This window comes from Paenibacillus harenae DSM 16969 (assembly GCF_000422465.1).
GTDB lineage: Bacteria > Bacillota > Bacilli > Paenibacillales > Paenibacillaceae > Pristimantibacillus > Pristimantibacillus harenae.
The window spans coordinates 359918-377719 of sequence record NZ_KE383843.1 but is presented as its reverse complement, the minus strand read 5'-3'; the positions used below and the strand labels follow the sequence as shown (position 1 = coordinate 377719).

Here is a 17802-nt window from a genome sequence, read left to right as displayed (position 1 = left end):
AGATAAAAATCAACTGCCTTGGAATATATTCCAAGGCAGTCTGAAATCTGCCATTCTCAAGCCATAAGTTCATTTCATCCATGAAAAAGGGTAAACCCGTGTATAGCCACCCGGCGGATTTGTCATTACAATGAAACGAGACTGATAATCAATATCAGTCAAGCAGAAACGCCTGTCGGCGTCCTTGTCTAAGGACGCCACCGTTTCACGGTGAAATATAAGCCTAGTTATAAGTGTTAAACTTATAAATTCTTATATTTTAAACGAAGGCCATGAATTAAAGGAGAATATCATGACTCAACGTGCCAGAGAGATTGCAGAGAAGGCCACGCTGGAGAGCTTTCTGAATTGTTATTTGCGAGAAACCGGGAAAGGCTGCATCGTCAGGTCAACAGGAAAGGTCACGGAATCCCCGGGCAGCAAGGGGGATCAACCGCTCTTCGGGAACGAAGCCTATGTGCGCGTTCCGTTGCTGCATATGACGCTTTATGTTAGAGCCAGCTACCTGTCACCGACGGGAAGACACCGTTTTGCGGGACCGGTTTATTGGCAGGTGGGCGGCAACGCTCCGGAACCGATCGACTATATCACGGCAATCACGCTGCTTGTAAGAGAGCTTTCTCGCGGCAATGATCATGCGCGGTCGGCAGAGCTCATCCAGCGCGTGGTCCAAAGCTGCAATCACATCGAAACGTTTATCCAATCGCGTGAGGATGACGCGGAAAGCTTGTACGGGGAGCATAGCGACTTTATTCAAGCGGAGCAGGCGCTTCTGTTCGGGCATTTGACCCACCCGACGCCGAAGAGCCGACAAGGCTTCGCGGACTGGAAGCAGAACGAGTACGCGCCGGAGCTGAAGGGGCAGTTCCAACTGCATTACTTCTGGTCGCATCGCAGCTTGGTCGTCGAGGCATCGGCGCTTGGGGACTCCGCGGTGGAACTGATCAAATCGGAGCTGAGAAAAGACCCCGAGGTCGACCAAGACTTTAAGGATTGTTATTGCGGCAATAAGAGCATCGCACTGATACCCGTTCATCCGAATCAAGCCGAATGGCTTCTGTGTCAAGACCGCGCCCGGCGCTGGCTGGAGCAAGGCCTGTTGGGCTATTTAGGTGCGCAAGGCAGATCCTATATGGCGACATCCTCGTTAAGAACGGTCTATCATCCCGAGGCGCAATTCATGCTAAAGCTCTCGATACAGGTCAAAATTACGAATTCCATGCGTATTAACAAGTTTAAGGAGCTGGTAAGCGGCGTTGAGAGCAGTCGGCTTTTGTCAACTTGCATACCTGAGTTTCATCGTCGTTTTCCCGGCTTTTCCTTTATCGGCGATCCTGCTTATTTAACCTTAATGGCGGAGGGGGATGCGGAAGAGTCGGGATTTGAAGTCATTGTGCGTGACAATCCGTTCCGGGAGGAGGAGGCAAAAGAGGTAACGCTGATCGCCGCCCTCGTGCAGGACCCGCTTCCGGGCTCTCGCTCCCGATTAGCCCATCTAATCGACAGCTTATCGCAGAAAGAAGGGCGCAGCAGCAGCCAAGTGAGTCTGGACTGGTTTCGCCGCTACCTTGATCTGTCCCTTAAGCCTATGGTATGGCTATTTCTGAAATATGGCATTGCGTTGGAAGCGCATCAGCAGAACTGTTTGATCAGGCTACTGAACGGCTATCCGAGCCGATTCTATTATCGCGACAATCAGGGTTATTATTACTGCCGTTCGACCAAGCCGATGCTGGATGGACTGCTTCCTGAACTAGGGGAAAAGAGCGGCAATATTTACGATGACCGCATCGTTGACGAACGGTTCCGGTATTACCTGATCGTGAATCATATGCTCGGCCTCATCAACGGGTTCGGCATGGAAAACTTGATTGACGAGAGGGTGCTGCTTGCAGAACTTCGCTCCGCCCTGGAGAAGTTTCTCCCGATGAACCGTGAGCCGTCTATTTTCCTGGAGAGTTTGCTGAAGGAATCGAGCATTCCGTGCAAAGCCAACCTGTTGACGCGGTTATACGATATGGATGAGCTCGATTGTCCGCTGGAGCAAGCGGTATATGTGCCGATCGATAATCCGCTCGTGAAGGAGCTGCCGAGCATGCGAATGATTCATAAGGCGAAGCAGGTTACCTTTCGCTGGCGGAAGGAAGCGGTGTGGAATGGGAGCGGGCAGGCATGAAGATGTATGCGGAAGCAACCCAAGTGTATGAGGCGATCTTGTCTCCTGCTTACGTACAGGCGAGAAGAAGAGTGCTTCGACAGCTGCTTGAAGCGCTGATATACGAAGGAATCGTTCATTCTGAAAGGAGGGAAATCGCGGGAGAGACGGAGTTCATAATCCGCGGCAAGGATGGATTGGGACAGTCGGTAAAATATGTATGCATCGGCCGGGAACGCTTCACTTTCGGGCGCATCCGTCTAAAGGACCGGCCGATTATGCGGTGCACGAGGGAGACGGAGCAAGAAGCAGAGTCGCCGAGCTTGCTCATGCAGGAGCTGTGCCGCCAGCATGATGTACCGGAAACCAAGCTGCACGCCTTCATTCAAGAGTTGGAGCAAACGCTGCTGAATGATACGCTGGCCCAACATAAGAGAGCAACCGAGGGGACGCAGCCGCTTCACGGGCTGTCCTACGACAAGCTGGAAAGCGCCCTGATGGACGGACATCCGTATCATCCGTGCTACAAGTCGCGAATCGGATTCTCCGTCAGCGATCACTATGCCTATGGTCCGGAATTCGAGGCGGAGGTGAAGCCCGTCTGGATCGCGCTCTGCAAGGAGCTTGCAGGCCAACATGTCCTTTCCGGGCTTGCTTACAGGGATATTCTGCTTCTGGAGCTAGGCGAAGGTCAACTCTCACAGTTTGATTCAGTCCTGAGGGAACATAATCGCGAGCCGGCCGAATACGTCTACCTTCCCGTGCATCCCTGGCAGTGGACGCATCGGGTATTGCAAGTTTTTAGCATGGAGTTAAGGAACAAGCAGATGATCTGCCTCGGGGAGTCAGAGGTTGGATATCGCCCCCAACAATCGATCCGCACTTTAGCGAATCATGCCAATCCCGTCCAATCGTACTTGAAACTGTCGCTGCATATCACGAATACATCAAGCTTGCGCTCTCTCACACCGCACAGCTTGGCAACGGCTCCGCTTGTTTCCGCCTGGCTGAACCAGATCGTACAGCGAGATGCATTCTTGCGTGACGAAGCGCGGGTCGTCCTGCTCATGGAGTATGCGGGGGTTTCATACGATCCGCATCCACATGCGCCGCAGTCGGGTCAAGACGCGGGAATTCGGCCGGAAGCTTACGGCGTCATCGGCTGCCTGTGGCGCGAGAGCCTTCACCGCTACCTGGAAGCAGGGGAGGAGGCGGTACCGATGAATGCGCTCTCGGCGGTTGAAATCAATGGAACGCCCTTCATTGATCCGTGGGTTCGCTGTCAGGGCGTCAGGATTTGGCTTCGGAGGCTGCTTGCCGTATGTATGCTGCCGGTCGTTCACCTGCTCGCCGGGCATGGTCTCGCCTTGGAATCGCATGCGCAAAATATCGTGCTTCTTCACAGGCAAGGAATCCCGGTCCGAACGGCTTGGAAAGATTTCCACGAAGGGGTGGAATATCACCCCGCTTACTTGAAGGAGCCGGCGCGATGTCCTGACTTCGCCTCAGCTCATCCTTACTACAGCTCGACTGCGCGGAATGAAGGCTTCGCTATGGACAGCCTGCAGTTAGTAAAAGAACTGATGACCGATTGCTTGTTCTTCATGAACCTGGGGGAGCTTGCGTTGCTGCTGGAAGATCACTACGCCTTCGATGAACGGCAGTTCTGGGAGCTCGTATACGAGATGCTCGCGGAGCATATCGGCCGATTCCCTGAGCTGGAACCTCGATTCCAAGAGCTCGATCTGTTCACTCCTGCCTGTCGCGTGGAGCAGTTGACAAGGCGCAGGCTATATCAAGGTCAAACGCTCATGGTACACGAAGCTCCTAATCCGCTGTACCCGGCCTCATCGAATGAAATATGGAAAGGGGATTACAGCCGTATATGATAACCGTAAATACAACCAGGTACGATAAGTCGGAAATGGAAGCCGTCCATGCCATGTATCAAGGGCTGGAGCACCTCGCTCGCGTCGAAGGCCGAACGCTTGCGGTTTGCTGCACGGACCCGATTTATACGATTTCGCTAGTGCTTTACTTTAGACGGCATGCAGGCTCCGTCTTGCTTATTCACGGCGAGACGCCGATGGACGCTGCAGTTACGATGGCTGTAGATGCGGATTGCTCCGGACTCATTTATGGCGATCCCAAGCACTACATCCCCCTGAACAGATTCTTCGAGGAGAATGTCCTCCAGGCTGGCATCTGCCAATTCAGCTCGGGAACGACAGGCGGGGCGAAGCTCGTCAGACGAACATGGCAAGAGGTGCAGCATGAGCTGGAGGCATACAACGAGGCACTGATGACGGATGACGATCCGACTCCCGTGATTTTATCGTCCGTCTCCCATTCCTACGGCTTGCTGTCGGGCGTGCTGTCCGCCCTGGAGAGAGGAAACGACCCGGTTATCATTACCCATAACAACCCGAAGTTCGCGCTCGGCCTCATCCGGCAAACGCCGCGGCATCTGGTATATGGCGTTCCGCTGCTGCTGCAGGCCGTCACCGGGCTAGTCCGTGAACCCGTACGCTTCCATCGCTTCATCAGCTCCGGCGCTCCTCTTCCTGAAGCGCTGTACCGTAAGCTAATCGGGATGACGGAATCGCTATTGCAGCAGTACGGCTGCTCGGAGGCGGGCTGCATCAGTCTCTCCAACGGCATCGAATCGCACGACGATATGGGATATCCGCTAAAGCACATTGCCATTGAAGCCGGAAGCCATCCTTCCCGGCCGGCCGAAATCAGCGTTACCGCCCACGGGAAGGTAATCCGGACGCAGGACTTAGGATATACCGCCGAATCGGGGAGTCTCCGATTTGTGTCCCGCGCAGACGATGTGATCAATGTATCCGGGCTTAAGGTGTATCCCGTTGAGGTTGAGGAATGCATCAGCCGTTTAGAAGGTATCCATGAGGTTGTCGTCTACCGCGGTCGGCATCCGGTGATCGGCGAGCTGGTAAAGGCCAGCGTCGTAGCCGCATCTTGCGTCACGCCGGAGCTGGTAAGAGATTGGTGCCTGCAGGGCCTGCCTCCTTACAAGGTTCCCGCCCATGTTGAAATGGTCTCTGACATTCCAAGAACCAAGAACGGAAAGGTTAGCCGCAGACTACTCGAAATGAGGGATAATGCAAGATGAATCGCGAGGAACAAAGAATACAGCTCGCAGCAGTTATGAAGGAGAAGCTGCGATGGGAGGGAGCGGTCGAGCTGCACGACGCGCTGCGTCTGAAGGACGATTTGTGCATCGATTCCATCATGATCGTTCAGCTTATCGTGTACATCGAGACGGATATGCATGTCTTGGTGCCGGAAGAAGAGGTTGACCCGAGAGTTTTTTCAACCGTGGGGACGCTGCTTGATTTTATCGAGACGCTGGAGCCATTGGAGGCCGCCCCCGAGGAAGTCAGCATTAAGGTGCATTGCATCGTCAGCTGTTTCTGTGAAGTTGTCAAAAGGAGCAGCGCCGTCGATTACCGTCCCTTCTACCTTGGGGTATGGGATGCGGAGTTTGACGTGACGGAGAGAGGGGCCATTACTTACTATCAGCACAGCTTGTCGCATGATTATTTTACCACCTGGTTCGAGCGGCTGTTCGGTCCGAAGGTTCACGAGTGGTATGACCGTACGAAGGATCGGGAGAGCAATGTGTCGACATTGCTTTCCCTCATTGAGTCGCGCCCGGAGCATCGGTACATTGTCGCGCAAATCGATATGGCCTGCATGCCGGTGAGGGAAAATAAATTCCATCAGAAGCCATTTCCCCACTTTCTGATGCTGTCGGCAACCGAGCGGGAGGACGAGTGGTTCATGCTGGACCCTGATTTTCGCTGGGAAGGGATTGTGAAGAAGGATCTGGTGATCGAGGCGTTTCGGCAAAATCAATTCGGGGGAGGCTTCTACATCGACGCTCTGGATATTCGCGACCCTTCCGATGAAATGGTGGAGCTTCTGTACGATACCAGCTTCGGCAAGCATGATAACGAGCTGACCAACCGATTGAAAGAGCTGATCGGAAATGTAGCCGGGACAGGGCAAGAGGGCTATGCAAGGCTGGTCGAAACGGTAAAACAGCTTCCCGTCATCGCCATACGCAAGTATAGCTACGAGCATGCCCTCATGTACTTCAACAGCCGAACAGGCGATGCATATGAGCAGTTTGACGAATGGACGGATCGGATTGAGGAGCTGGTGCAAGGGTATTCAAACGTGCAGTATCGCACGATCAAGTTGGCGATGACAGGCAATGCGAGTCTGCTTCCCGGCATTTTGCAAAGCTTGGACGTACTGGATATGCTAGAGCTTAGTATCAAACAAGAACTGCACCGGAAGTTCCTCCAGTGGAAGCAATTTGCTTCAACGAGAGAAGAGGCGGCCCGATGAAATATGCCTTATGCACGATATCATTCCGGCATCAGCTGATCTCCTTCAGCGATTTGGTCCGCTACGCGCTTCGGCACCGCTTCGATGGCATCGAGCTATGGGGGGTTCATGCGCTGAATTTGTACCAGTATGAACGCGAGAGCACCAGGGAACAGCTGGATAAGCTGCAGGGCGGCGGGCTGCGCGTTTCGATGATCAGCGATTATTTCGACATCTCTCCGGAAGCGGACTTCTCGAATACATTGGCCAGGTGCGCTCAATTGATAGAGGCGGCCGGGTTGTTCGGAGTGAAGCGGCTTCGGTCGTTTGCGGGACAGCGGCCAAGCGCGGAGCTGTCCGATGCGGAAAGGTTTCAGGCAGTCGAACGGCTGCGGCAGCTGTGCGATTTATGCCAAGCGGGCGGGATCCATTTGCTGCTGGAGACTCATCCGAATACGTTGACGGATACGGTGGATGCCACCTTGGCGCTTCTGGCCGAGCTGGACCATCGTAACGCAAGAATCAATCTTGATTTTCTTCATGTGTGGGAGTCGGGCACCGATCCGATCGACGGCTTCGAGCGGTTGAAGCCGTGGGTGGATCATTTTCATCTGAAAAATGTTACGTCCGCCCGCGATCTCCATGTCTTTCATCCGCATAACGTATATTCTGCCTCGGGGAGCCGCAGCGGGATGGTTCCGCTCCGGGCGGGTGCTTTGGACTACCGGGCTATTATCCGGGAGATTGAGCCCACCGGACTGTACGCCTCGCTGGAATGGTTCGGTTCGAAGCCGCTCAGCGTGCTGCAAGACGAGTTGAAATGGCTGCGAAGTTCTCATAGGGAGGGAAGCGATCCGGCGTTTTGCAAGCTGCTATCCTCCCTATAAACCATTGATCCTGACGGACATCGCCTGGCGGGGCGGACATTAGGAACGGTTTGCCGCCGAGGGAAGCTTATGCGAGATTGTACACGATAATATTATAGAAGGGATTGGGTATATGTTTATTGAAACGAAGATATTCATCGTCAAAAAAGGTACGGCGGGGCTTGTTGTAGAGCACTTCACGCCGCCGGGAGAAATAGAGAAGTCCCCGGGCTTTATCGATTTGAGCGTTATGCAGAAGAAGACCAGCCGGTCGGGAGACGAGGAAGTGCTGGTCTTGATTCGCTGGGAATCCGAAGCAGCCTGGAAGCGTTGGGAAACGAGCGAACCTCATCTCGAAGGCCATAGGCAAGCCAGAGGGAAGTCCGAGCCGGAGCATATCGTCGGTTTTGAGCATGGGTATTATAAGGTGCTGGCGGCGAAGAAGGCTGAAACCATCTGAAGGCTGTATTGGAAATCCTCCAATTTCATCCGAAATAGGGCCAGATTGAAAATAGGACAGCCCGGCGCATCGGAGCGCCGGGCTGTGTTCTTTATAACTCGATTTGCCGGCATGAGCCCAGCGGAAGATAGATCCGGAAGGTTGTACCGTCTCCCGGCCTGCTCTGCACCTCGATACGGCCATGATGCGCGTCTACGATCGATTTCACAATCGCGAGCCCAAGGCCGGCCCCGCCGGATTTCCTTGTTCTTGACGATTCGCTGCGGTAAAAGCGTTCAAACAGATGAGGAAGATGCTCCTCTCCGATGCCGGAACCATTGTCTGACAGGCTGATTTCCGCATCATGGTCCTTAATGCCGAGCGCCAAGGAGATGCGGCCCTCTTCGGGATCGGTATGCTGTACCGCATTAAGAAAAACATTCAAGACGACCTGCTTCAGCTTATCCGCATGATAGCCGCCCTTCACGTTCTCCGTTAGACGGAGCTCTACGCTCCGGCTTCCTGCAAGCAATCGTAATTGAGGCTCCATCTCAAGCAGCAGCCCGTCGAGCGACGTCTCGGAAAGCTGAAGCCTCGGCTCTTGATCCAGCTTGGCGATGGCAAGCAAATCCTCTACTAGCTTATTTATTCGTCGGGATTCGAGATGCATGCTGTTCAGCGCGCGGTTAAGCTGTTCAGGATTCGAAGCGGCTCCGCGCAGCAGCACCTCGAGAAAGCCGTGGATCGACGTCAGCGGCGTTCGCAGTTCATGGGAGGCGTCGGCAACGAAGCGGCGCATTTTCTCCGTCGTTCTTCGTTCCGCTTCGAAGGAAACGTCGAGCCGCTCGAGCATGCCGTTGAAGGCATCGGACAAGCTGTCGATTTCCTCCTGCCCTTGGCTGGCCGGAAGCCTCTCGGTTAAGTTGCCCGCATCAGTGAACCGTGCGGCCCGGACTACCCGGGATAACGGCTGAAGCGTCCGGCGAAGCAGAGGCAAGTAAAGCGCAAGGCCTGCGGCGAGCGCGGCGGCGGATAGACCGGAGAATACCGCGAGCTGGGTCATTAGCAGTTGACGCAATGATGCCGTCTCCGTACTGACCTGGATCAAGCCGTCTGACCTGCCCGGCGGGCCGGCGAGCCGGTATACGATCAGCTGCTCGCTGCCGGCGGAATTTTCCGCGATTTGATAACCGGTTTGTTGCCGCTTGGTCAAATCCTTCTCAATGCGCTCATACTCGTCCGCGGACAGAACCGGAGGTTCACCTTCGCTGCCCTTGGATATTTCGGATACGCCGCCGTTCGAATCGATATACGCAATGGTTAGTCCGGGCTGATACATAATGGGCGATTCCCTGCGGCCCGGCTTCGGGCGGCCGCCGCGTGCGGGAGCGGCGGCCCGACTCTCGGTGACTGCAGGGACACGGAGCTCCCCGGCCATCTCGTCCGCATTCGGGTTTTTAAACCAATCGATCGGCATGGCCATAATTTGAGCGTTCAGCGATTCGGCTTTGTTTTGATAAATAAAATCTTTCATAAGGATATATTGAAGTGCGCCGATCAGCAGAAATAAGGCAGCCAAGATGGATAAAGTCCGGTACAGCAGCTGGCGCTTCAGCGAGCGCGCCGCAAGTAATCGAACGGCTGCATTGATCAGGGAAGCTGTCATGGCAGATCCATCCGATAGCCGGCACCGCGGAGCGTCCGAATGAGACGGTGTTCTTTGTCGTTTAATTTATCGCGGAGTGAGCGGATATACACCTCGACAATGTTCTCTTCCCCGCCAAAATTGTACCCCCACACCTTTTCCAAAATCAGCGCCTTGCTCAGTACGACGCCGTTATTCATAAGAAGGAAGCGGAGCAGTTCATATTCCGTTGGAGAAAGCGCAAGAATCCGGTCCATGTAGCTCAGCGCTTTTCTCCGGTCATCGAGCAGGAAGGGGCCATACGCCACCTCTCCGAGCAGATTCGGGAACTGGTTGCGCAGCCTGGCCCCGATGCGTGCCAGCAGCTCGCTGAAGCTGAACGGCTTTACGACATAGTCGTCGGCTCCTAACGTCAGGCCTTTGACGCGGTCGTCGATCTCGTCCTTTGCCGTAAGCATGATGACGGCGATATTATCGCCCGTCGCCCGAAGCGCATGGCACACTTCAAAGCCGTTCATTCCCGGCATCATGACATCGAGGATGACGACATGGGGCTTGAAAGATGCAGCCTCCTGCAGCGCGGATTCCCCGTCATGAGCCGTGCATATTTCAAATCCCTCGTTTAACAGCCCAAGCTCCAGAAACTGCACAATGTTCGGCTCATCATCGACCAGTAATATTTTAATCCCCTTAAAGGATGCCATAGCTATCTCTCCTCCATTGAAACTATGGTTTATTATCCGCTTTTTGACGCAAAGTTGCATCCTTTTAAAGGGATATTCAGCAAACTTTCAGAGAAAAACAAAGTTGAATGTAATAAATTTCAAATATTGGAGATAGTAAGACGGGTTAAAAAACAAACCAAAAGGATGGTGTATTCGCATGCAGCAAAAGCAGGAAGTAATGGAGTTGCAAGGCAAACGAAAAAAAAGCTGGCGTACGGCTAAGTATATAGGCGCACTTATGCTGGCATTTGTGCTGATGGCGGGCATGCCGGATACGGGGCTTGCCGTCGGCAAGGGAGCGAAAGGGCCCGATGTCTATGTCATTCAAGGAATGTTGAAGTCATTGGGCAGTTATGCCGGGCCAATCGATGGTTATTACAGCGCGGCAACCATGCGCGGCGTTAAATACTTCCAGAAGTCGCACGGCTTGCCGGTAACCGGCGCGGTGGATGCGGCTACGTTGAAGTCCATTACCTATTCCTATTCAGCATTAAAAACAGGGAATAATGCGAAAGGAAACTGGAACGGCAAAGGAGCCGGTCAAGGTGGAGCCGGAGGCGGTGCCGGAGCCGGAGGCGGCGCGGGCGGCGGAGCTGGTGGCGGTATGGGTGACGGTGCAGGCGGCGGAGCCGGAGACGGTGCAGGCGGCGGAGCCGGAAACGGTGCAGGCGGCGGAGCCGGAGACGGTGCAGGCGGCGGAGCCGGTGGCGGTGCAGGCGGCGGAGCCGGTGGCGGTGCAGGCGGCGGAGCCGGAGGCGGTGCAGGCGGCGGAGCCGGAGACGGTGCAGGCGGCGGAGCCGGAAACGGTGCAGGCGGCGGAGCCGGAAACGGTGCAGGCGGCGGAGCCGGAGACGGTACAGGCGGCGGAGCCGGAGACGGTATGGGTGACGGAGCCGGAGACGGTATGGGTGACGGAGCCGGAGACGGTATGGGTGACGGAGCCGAAGGCGGGAAGACCGAAAATAAAGGGTTTGGCGGCAGCGGCAAAAAATCCGAGCACAAAGGCAATGGGGGCGCGAAGTCGGAAAATAAAGGCTTTGGCGGCCAACAAGGCGGAAGCTCTTCCGAGAACCAAAGCCACGGTCAACAAGGCGGAGGCTCTTCCGAGAACCAAAGCCATGGCGGACAAGGCGGAGGCTCTTCCGAGAACCAAAGCCATGGCGGACAAGGCGGAGGCTCTTCCGGGAATCAAAGCCATGGCGGCGGCTCGTCCGGGAATAACGGACGCGGCGGGGCCAAATCGGAGAACGAGCCCCTAAACGGCAGCCGGTAATAAAGCTGCATCCATTTAACTGATATACGAAGAGGACCCCGAATCATGGAGGTCCTCTTTCTATTTGAGCATATAATATAATTTTCGCCGATTATGAAGAGCTGAGCCGCTCATTCAGCCGGAACGGAGACAAGCTTGATTCGCCATCGTTGAATAGAGCTTTTCAAGTGCAAAAACAGGAAACATAGTATCAAAATCTGAAATTAATATTGACTTCAATGGCGCGCAATCAATTAGTTTCGAGAACTGAAACTATAGCACTTCATTCACATGAAAAACCTCCAGATGCCGTTGATCTATTTCAAAATTTGAAATTAATCCTCGATTCAGCTCCAACTCCAATCGATTAGTTTCAAATTTGGAAACTACGCCGATTTTCATAGGCCTCATTTCAAAAATCTATCTGCCGAGAGGCAGCTTAGTTCTTGACCCCGATGAATTCGGTTAAATAACTGCACTTTATTCTAAAAAAACATGCACTCGTGAAAAAAGGAAATATGCTACGATCATTTTATAGCCGGGAGGCAATCCCGTAAGTGAAAGCGGCAGCTCCGCCGGCGTGCCTTTCGCATGCACCGTTTGCGCCTCGGATACGGGGAATTCCAAGTACAACCTGAAGCGCCGGCCAGAGAGGAAACGAAATTGCAGAAGGGAAAAAAGGCATTGGCAACCCGGACGGAAGCGACGGCTGCAGACAACAATGGCAGTTTATCGCCGCGGCAGTCACTCGCGCCATGGGGCATCGTATAAGTAAGGCAGCTGTAGGCAGAGATCATCTTGCAGCTCAATGACATAACAATTTGTGAATGGAGGTTTAATGCCAGTGATTCAAAACCCGATCTTAACCGGCTTTAATCCCGATGCTTCTATTCTGCGCGTCGACGATGACTATTATATTGCGACATCCACCTTTGAGTGGTTTCCGGGCGTTCAGCTCTACCACTCCAAGGATTTGGCGAATTGGGAGCTGATTCCCCATGCCCTGCAGCGCATCTCTCAGCTCGATTTGCGTGGAAATCCAAGCTCAGGCGGCATTTGGGCTCCCGCGATATCCTACGACAACGGAATCTATTACTTGCTGTACACCGATGTGAAGGCGCGAAAAGGCGTATATAAAGACTTGTGCAATTACCTCGTAACGGCGGAAGATATGAACGGCCCGTGGTCCGAGCCGATCCTCTTGAACGGCAGCGGCTTCGACCCCTACTTGTTCCATGACGACGACGGCACCAAGTGGCTGCTCAATATGCAGTGGGATTTCCGCGACGGTCAAAGCCGTTTCGGCGGCATTCTGCTGCAGCAGTACGATCCGCTGGAGCAGAGGCTGACAGGACCGATCCGGAAAATCTACGAAGGCACCGACATTGGCGTAACGGAAGGGCCGCAGCTGTTCAAACGCGACGGCTATTATTATTTGCTTGTCGCGGAGGGCGGCACCGGCATCAATCACGCGGCTACGTTAGCCCGCTCGAGCCGCATTGACGGCCCATACGTAACCGATCCGGATTATCCGGTTATGACGACGCGCGGGAATGCCGATTATCCGCTTCAAAACGCGGGACACGGCATGCTGGTCGAGACGCAGCAGGGCGAGTGGTATATGTGCCATATTTGCAGCCGCCCGTTCCCGGGGACGAATCTGAATCCGCTCGGCCGAGAGACGTCGCTGCAGCGCTGCGTCTGGACGGAAGACGGCTGGCTGAGGCTGGCTCATGGAGGAAGGCTGCCGGCTCTGGAAGCGCCGTCGCCGGAGCTTGCTCCGCATCCGTTCCCGGAGCAGCCGGCAAAGGATGATTTTGACGCGCCATCGCTTGGCCTGCAGTATCAGACGCTGCGCGTTCCTGCGGAGGAGTCTTGGCTGAGCCTGAGCGAACGGCAGGGCTTCCTTCGTCTTCGCGGCAGGGAATCGCTTCATTCCTGGAACCGGCAGAGCATGGTCGCGCGGCGGCTGCAGCATTTCCGCTGCACCGTGGAAACCCGCATGGAATATGAGCCGGACCATTTCATGCAAATGGCGGGACTCGTCTTTTATTACGACGAGCAGGATTATTATTATTTGCGGATCACCGAGGATGGCGGACGCAAGCTGGGCGTCGTATCCTCGAACGGCGGCAAGTACAAGGAAGACAGGACAAGCGAGCTGAGCGTGGACGGTTGGTCCGCTTATTATCTAAAGGCAGCGGTGAACGAGCGTTTGCTGCAGTTCTATGCATCGCCGGACGGCTTGCAGTGGGAAGCGGTCGGCGGCGAGCTCGATATGGGCGCGCTGTCTGACGAATACGGCGGCAAGCTGGGCTTTACCGGCGCGATGATCGGCTTATGCGCGCAGGATCTTAACGGAACGGGTAAGCATGCGGATTTTGATTATTTGATCTATAAGTCCGGTTAATCGTCGAATAACGGTGTGTAAGAACTTTTGGTAAATGCGCATTTACAAAAAGGGATTGCACATCGGTTTTCTTCAATAATCATTTGTAACCGATGTAATCGGTGCCATGGTCTTCCGGTTCGACGTATTCCTGTGATTATAATTCTACCTGTTATCCCAACCAGGCTGCCGTTTAAATAACGGCAGCTAGTTCTCATGTCTATCAAGCTAGACTTTCTTTTTTCCAACTTTGAAAAATAATTCCTTTACTTATCCTCAAGTGCCGTTTATTATAAGGATAAATAGGGATAAGGGTGAGGCTGATGAATGCAAAGGAAGCATCGATCATGCTCGGAGTTCACTATAAAACGATTCTTAATATGATAAATGATGGTCGTCTGGCAGCTACCAAAACCGATTCTGGCGATTGGGAAATCAGCGAAAGTGATCTTGCTGCTAGAGAGCAGCGTATCGAGGATAAAGAGTTTTCGGCAATTTATACACACATGGCCGTCCAAATGATCGAGAAAGAGCATGGCCGCGCCATAAAGGCAGCTCGCGAGGATCTGCTTTTTATCGCACGGTCGTTAGTAAAATATGCTGACAGTCCAAACGAATTTATCCAACATATAAAACGTCTTGAAAGGGCTCTTGATGCCTACAAAGCTGCTGAAGCTTTCATCTATACAGTTGAGTCCATTCGAAAGCAATTGGACGCAGGAGGCCAGAGGTAATTCTTTGCACGAAAGAGATCAGGACTTAATTCTAACACAGTTCCTAGGAAGTTTTATCCGAAGGAGATGAATGTATGTGGAGATCCAGATCCAGGAATTATGGCAACAGGTACTTTCTGCAATTAGGGTTAAGATAAGCAAACCTAGCTTTGATACTTGGCTTAGTTCAACGAAAGCAATCGTTCTTGATGATTCGACTTTATACGTGAGCGCCCCAACAAAATTTGCGCAGGAATGGTTAGAAAACCGTTATTTAAATCTGATTAAGTCCACTGTGTACGAGTGTTTCAATCGTCATGTCCACGTAATCATAACCGTCGAAGAAGAAATTCCAACTGTAGAGACGGGGAGAGAATCAAAGCCGGCGGTTTTGATTGAGCAAGACAACTCGTATGTGGATACACTTAATCGCAGGTATACATTTGATACTTTTGTTGTAGGTACAGGAAACCGTTTCGCACATGCAGCTGCGCTCGCAGTTGCGGAGGCGCCAGGCAAAGCGTACAATCCACTCTTTTTGTACGGTGGAGTTGGATTAGGTAAAACCCATTTAATGCATGCGATCGGACATTATGTATTGGGACACAACCCTAATGCCAATGTATTATATTTGACGTCGGAAAAATTCACAAATGAATTTATTAATGCAATCATGAATAACCGAGGTGAAGCCTTTAGGAACAAATACCGGAATATTGATGTGTTATTGATTGATGACATCCAATTCATTGCAGGAAAGGAACAAACGCAAGAAGAGTTTTTCCACACATTTAATTCTCTTCAAGAGGAATGCAAAGCAATTATCATCTCGAGCGATAGAAAGCCTAAAGAAATTCCAACGCTGGAAGAACGTTTGCGCTCACGCTTCGAATGGGGTCTAATAACGGATATTCAGCCTCCGGACCTTGAGACGCGAATCGCTATTTTGTTTAAAAAAACGAAGGCAGAGAATCTTGATATTCCGAACGAAGCGATGGTTTACATTGCAAACAATATCAATACAAATGTTCGTGAATTGGAAGGGGCACTCATTCGCGTTGTCGCATTTTCTTCACTAGCTAATCAGGATATCAGTGTTCATTTAGCTGCAGAAGCTTTAAAAGATATTATTCCCTCGCAATCACCCCGGGCTGTTACCATACAAAAGATCCAGGAAGATGTGGCAGAGTTTTACGGATTGCGAATCGAAGACTTTAAGGAACGCAAGCGAACAAAAGCGGTAGCCTTACCGAGACAGGTAGCGATGTACTTATCAAGGGAGCTTACCAATTCCTCGCTTCCGAAGATCGGGGAGGCATTCGGAGGACGTGATCATACTACAATTATTCATGCACATAATAAAGTAATGAAGACAATCCGCCAAGATTCGGAACTTGTTAGAATCATCAATGTATTGACAGAGAAAATAAAAAGCCAAAACTAAGGATATTGATTTGAAGGAGCCCATCTAATAAACTAGTCAAAGGAAAAGCATAAGAAATATCATCATACATCAAAAGTCCCGCAGCCGCAATGCAGCTGTTGCGGGGCTTTTTTGCCTAATTTTAAGGTCCATTGTTCGCATGGAGCAGGGAGCCGGGGGAAAGAGTAAACCAGGAAGCTTGGCTTCGGATATGCCGGTCAATGACGGTTATTAGGGATAATGACCTATCCGGGAAGCGATTATCTTAAATTAGCGTCACATCCGTCTTAAAAAACTTCATTCTACCAAATGATAAATGATGTTAATCTTATTTCAAGGAAAAGCAGGAAACAAGATGATGCGCACATCTTGCAGGAGCATTCCTCTAAACCATGCAGATCATAAAGGGAGGTCCAAGCATTATGGCAAAACAACCGATGCTTAAATTCGTTACGACAATGATGGCTTTGACTTTGATCTTGACCGCTTGCGGCGGCGGAAATAATGCGAACAACGGAAATAACGGAGCAGCGCCAAGCGACTCCGCGAATAATGGCACGGAAGCCCCTAAAGAAGTTAGCTTTTCGATTGCTTACGCCACCGGCGACCCGGCAACGAAGAAAGCGATCGAAACGACGATCGACGCATTCACGGCGAAAAATCCGCACATTAAAATCGTGAATTACAGCGAAACGACATCCTCGGCATACCTGGATTGGCTTAAAACAAAAGACGCGGTAGGCCAATTCCCGGATCTGGTCGAAATGCGCGACACGAAAGTATTCGCCGATGCGGGCAAAATCGTCGAGCTGCCCGAAGAACTTCGAGGCTTGTTTAAAGTATTGCCGGAATACGACGGAAAAATCTTCAACGCGCCTTTGACCGGCACTGCGCCGCAGGGTATTATTTACAGCAAAAAGGCTTATGCCGATGCAGGAATTACGGAGCTTCCTAAAACCTACGACGAGTTTCTGGCTGCTCAAGAAAAGCTTGCGGCTTCCGGTATTTCTCCGATCGTCGTCGGCGGCAAAGATATTTTCCACATGGGCTTCTGGACGAACTACTTCTTCGAGAACGAGGTATACGCGGCGGATCCGGATTGGAACTCGAAGCGTACGGCCAAGACCGCAAGCTTCACCGATGCCAACATGGTAAAAGCGGTTACGGACTACAAGGAATTGTTCGCGAAATACGTGGACAAAGGCTGGCTCAGCACGGCTGACAACCAGACGGCTTCCATTCTGGTAACGGGCAAAGCGGCTCAATTGTTCTCCGGCCCTTGGATGTTCGGCCAAATCTCGGAAGCGGATCCGAACTTTGAATTCGGTTTCTATGCGGTGCCTAACCGCGAAGGCAAAACGGTCATCACCGGTTTGCCAAGCCTTGCAGGCTGGTCGTTGTCGGCTGATGCGGCCAAAGACGCGGATAAAGTGACGGCAATGAAGGATTTTATCAAATTCTTCTTCGAGCCGGCACAATACGGTCCTTACCTTGCCACCGTTAACGGCATTCCGACTACGACTGCCGATGTGACGTATGAAACGGGTGAGCAAATGAAAGAAGTGCTTCGTCTCATGAGCGACGATTCCGTCGTGAAATCGTTGGGTCTCGCCAACTGGTACGGCGACAACTCGATTCCGCCGCAATTCCGCAATTGGTTCTATAAGCTCCTTCAAGAGCTTGTGCTGAAGGACGGCGACGTGACGGAATATATGAAACAGGCCGACACCGAGTACGACAACAACGTGAAAGCCAATCAGCAGTAATAGCAAGCTGCAGTCCTGCATGACCCGTATGACATTAAAAGAGCAGCCTCTGCCGACGCGGAGGTTCTCT

Annotated in this window: 14 protein-coding genes and 1 pseudogene; 12 read left to right on the top strand and 3 right to left on the bottom strand. The window is 52.5% G+C overall.

What is annotated here, in order from left to right:
• Positions 1–292: 292 nt before the first annotated feature.
• The 6 genes from H581_RS34905 to H581_RS0121105 all read left to right on the top strand — a co-directional run bounded on the left by H581_RS34905 (position 293) and on the right by H581_RS0121105 (position 7840).
• A complete protein-coding gene (locus H581_RS34905; RefSeq protein WP_051251168.1) occupies positions 293–2176 on the top strand; it encodes an IucA/IucC family protein in 1884 nt (627 codons plus the stop codon).
• Entirely contained in the window at positions 2173–4044 is a 1872-nt protein-coding gene (locus tag H581_RS34900; protein ID WP_051251166.1) for an IucA/IucC family protein, read from the top strand. The genes H581_RS34905 and H581_RS34900 overlap by 4 nt, the downstream gene beginning before the upstream one ends.
• Positions 4041–5291 carry an AMP-binding protein gene (locus H581_RS0121120; RefSeq protein ID WP_028611743.1) on the top strand — a complete coding sequence of 417 codons (1251 nt, stop codon included), beginning with the start codon at positions 4041–4043 and terminating at the stop codon, positions 5289–5291. Before H581_RS34900 ends, H581_RS0121120 begins: the two co-directional genes overlap by 4 nt.
• A gap of 245 nt (positions 5292–5536) precedes the next feature.
• Positions 5537–6535 carry a DUF6005 family protein gene (locus tag H581_RS0121115; protein ID WP_028611742.1) on the top strand — a complete coding sequence of 333 codons (999 nt, stop codon included), beginning with the start codon at positions 5537–5539 and terminating at the stop codon, positions 6533–6535.
• Positions 6532–7401, top strand: coding sequence for a sugar phosphate isomerase/epimerase family protein (locus tag H581_RS34895; RefSeq protein WP_051251164.1), 870 nt, complete (start codon positions 6532–6534; stop codon positions 7399–7401). Before H581_RS0121115 ends, H581_RS34895 begins: the two co-directional genes overlap by 4 nt.
• A 112-nt stretch (positions 7402–7513) precedes the next feature.
• On the top strand, positions 7514–7840 hold the full coding sequence (locus H581_RS0121105) for an antibiotic biosynthesis monooxygenase family protein (RefSeq protein WP_028611741.1): 327 nt from the start codon (positions 7514–7516) through the stop codon (positions 7838–7840).
• A gap of 91 nt (positions 7841–7931) precedes the next feature.
• On the opposite strand, the gene H581_RS0121100 is transcribed toward H581_RS0121105, so the two are convergent.
• Complete coding sequence (locus H581_RS0121100; protein ID WP_028611740.1) at positions 7932–9485, bottom strand: sensor histidine kinase; 1554 nt, start codon at positions 9483–9485, stop codon at positions 7932–7934.
• Entirely contained in the window at positions 9482–10168 is a 687-nt protein-coding gene (locus H581_RS0121095) for a response regulator transcription factor (RefSeq protein WP_028611739.1), read from the bottom strand. Before H581_RS0121095 ends, H581_RS0121100 begins: the two co-directional genes overlap by 4 nt.
• 178 nt (positions 10169–10346) lie before the next feature.
• Here H581_RS0121095 and H581_RS39745 point away from each other — a divergent pair.
• A pseudogene (locus H581_RS39745) lies at positions 10347–10646 on the top strand (peptidoglycan-binding domain-containing protein); the annotation flags it as partial.
• A gap of 33 nt (positions 10647–10679) precedes the next feature.
• On the opposite strand, the gene H581_RS39740 reads toward H581_RS39745, so the two are convergent.
• Positions 10680–11309: a hypothetical protein gene (locus tag H581_RS39740; RefSeq protein ID WP_425414641.1), complete on the bottom strand. Its 630-nt coding sequence runs from the start codon at positions 11307–11309 to the stop codon at positions 10680–10682.
• Between the two features lie 723 nt (positions 11310–12032).
• On the opposite strand from H581_RS39740, the gene H581_RS0121085 reads away from it, so the two are divergent.
• The 5 genes from H581_RS0121085 to H581_RS0121065 all read left to right on the top strand — a co-directional run bounded on the left by H581_RS0121085 (position 12033) and on the right by H581_RS0121065 (position 17732).
• The gene (locus tag H581_RS0121085; RefSeq protein WP_028611737.1) at positions 12033–12212 is read left to right on the top strand and encodes a hypothetical protein; all 180 of its coding nucleotides are present in this window, start codon (positions 12033–12035) and stop codon (positions 12210–12212) included.
• A 67-nt stretch (positions 12213–12279) separates the two neighbouring features.
• Positions 12280–13851: a glycoside hydrolase family 43 protein gene (locus H581_RS0121080; protein WP_028611736.1), complete on the top strand. Its 1572-nt coding sequence runs from the start codon at positions 12280–12282 to the stop codon at positions 13849–13851.
• Positions 13852–14153: 302 nt separating this feature from the next.
• The gene (locus H581_RS0121075; protein WP_156889657.1) at positions 14154–14564 is read left to right on the top strand and encodes a helix-turn-helix domain-containing protein; all 411 of its coding nucleotides are present in this window, start codon (positions 14154–14156) and stop codon (positions 14562–14564) included.
• Positions 14565–14640: 76 nt separating this feature from the next.
• Positions 14641–15987 (top strand): chromosomal replication initiator protein DnaA, encoded by a 1347-nt coding sequence (dnaA, locus tag H581_RS0121070; protein ID WP_028611734.1) that lies wholly within the window; start codon positions 14641–14643, stop codon positions 15985–15987.
• A gap of 401 nt (positions 15988–16388) precedes the next feature.
• Positions 16389–17732 carry an ABC transporter substrate-binding protein gene (locus tag H581_RS0121065; protein WP_028611733.1) on the top strand — a complete coding sequence of 448 codons (1344 nt, stop codon included), beginning with the start codon at positions 16389–16391 and terminating at the stop codon, positions 17730–17732.
• The last annotated feature ends 70 nt before the right edge of the window (positions 17733–17802 follow it).

Bases quoted from the DNA above. Each gene is read 5' to 3' on its own strand.
- H581_RS39740 (WP_425414641.1), bottom strand. From the start codon at position 11,309: ATGGCTTTGGTTCTCGGAAGAGCCTCCGCCTTGTTGACCGTGGCTTTG.
- H581_RS0121105 (WP_028611741.1), top strand. From the start codon at position 7,514: ATGTTTATTGAAACGAAGATATTCATCGTCAAAAAAGGTACGGCGGGG.
- H581_RS0121120 (WP_028611743.1), top strand. From the start codon at position 4,041: ATGATAACCGTAAATACAACCAGGTACGATAAGTCGGAAATGGAAGCC.
- H581_RS34895 (WP_051251164.1), top strand. From the start codon at position 6,532: ATGAAATATGCCTTATGCACGATATCATTCCGGCATCAGCTGATCTCC.
- H581_RS0121100 (WP_028611740.1), bottom strand. From the start codon at position 9,485: ATGACAGCTTCCCTGATCAATGCAGCCGTTCGATTACTTGCGGCGCGC.
- H581_RS0121095 (WP_028611739.1), bottom strand. From the start codon at position 10,168: ATGGCATCCTTTAAGGGGATTAAAATATTACTGGTCGATGATGAGCCG.
- H581_RS34905 (WP_051251168.1), top strand. From the start codon at position 293: ATGACTCAACGTGCCAGAGAGATTGCAGAGAAGGCCACGCTGGAGAGC.
- H581_RS0121080 (WP_028611736.1), top strand. From the start codon at position 12,280: ATGCCAGTGATTCAAAACCCGATCTTAACCGGCTTTAATCCCGATGCT.
- H581_RS34900 (WP_051251166.1), top strand. From the start codon at position 2,173: ATGAAGATGTATGCGGAAGCAACCCAAGTGTATGAGGCGATCTTGTCT.
- H581_RS0121075 (WP_156889657.1), top strand. From the start codon at position 14,154: ATGAATGCAAAGGAAGCATCGATCATGCTCGGAGTTCACTATAAAACG.
- H581_RS0121065 (WP_028611733.1), top strand. From the start codon at position 16,389: ATGGCAAAACAACCGATGCTTAAATTCGTTACGACAATGATGGCTTTG.
- H581_RS0121085 (WP_028611737.1), top strand. From the start codon at position 12,033: ATGCACCGTTTGCGCCTCGGATACGGGGAATTCCAAGTACAACCTGAA.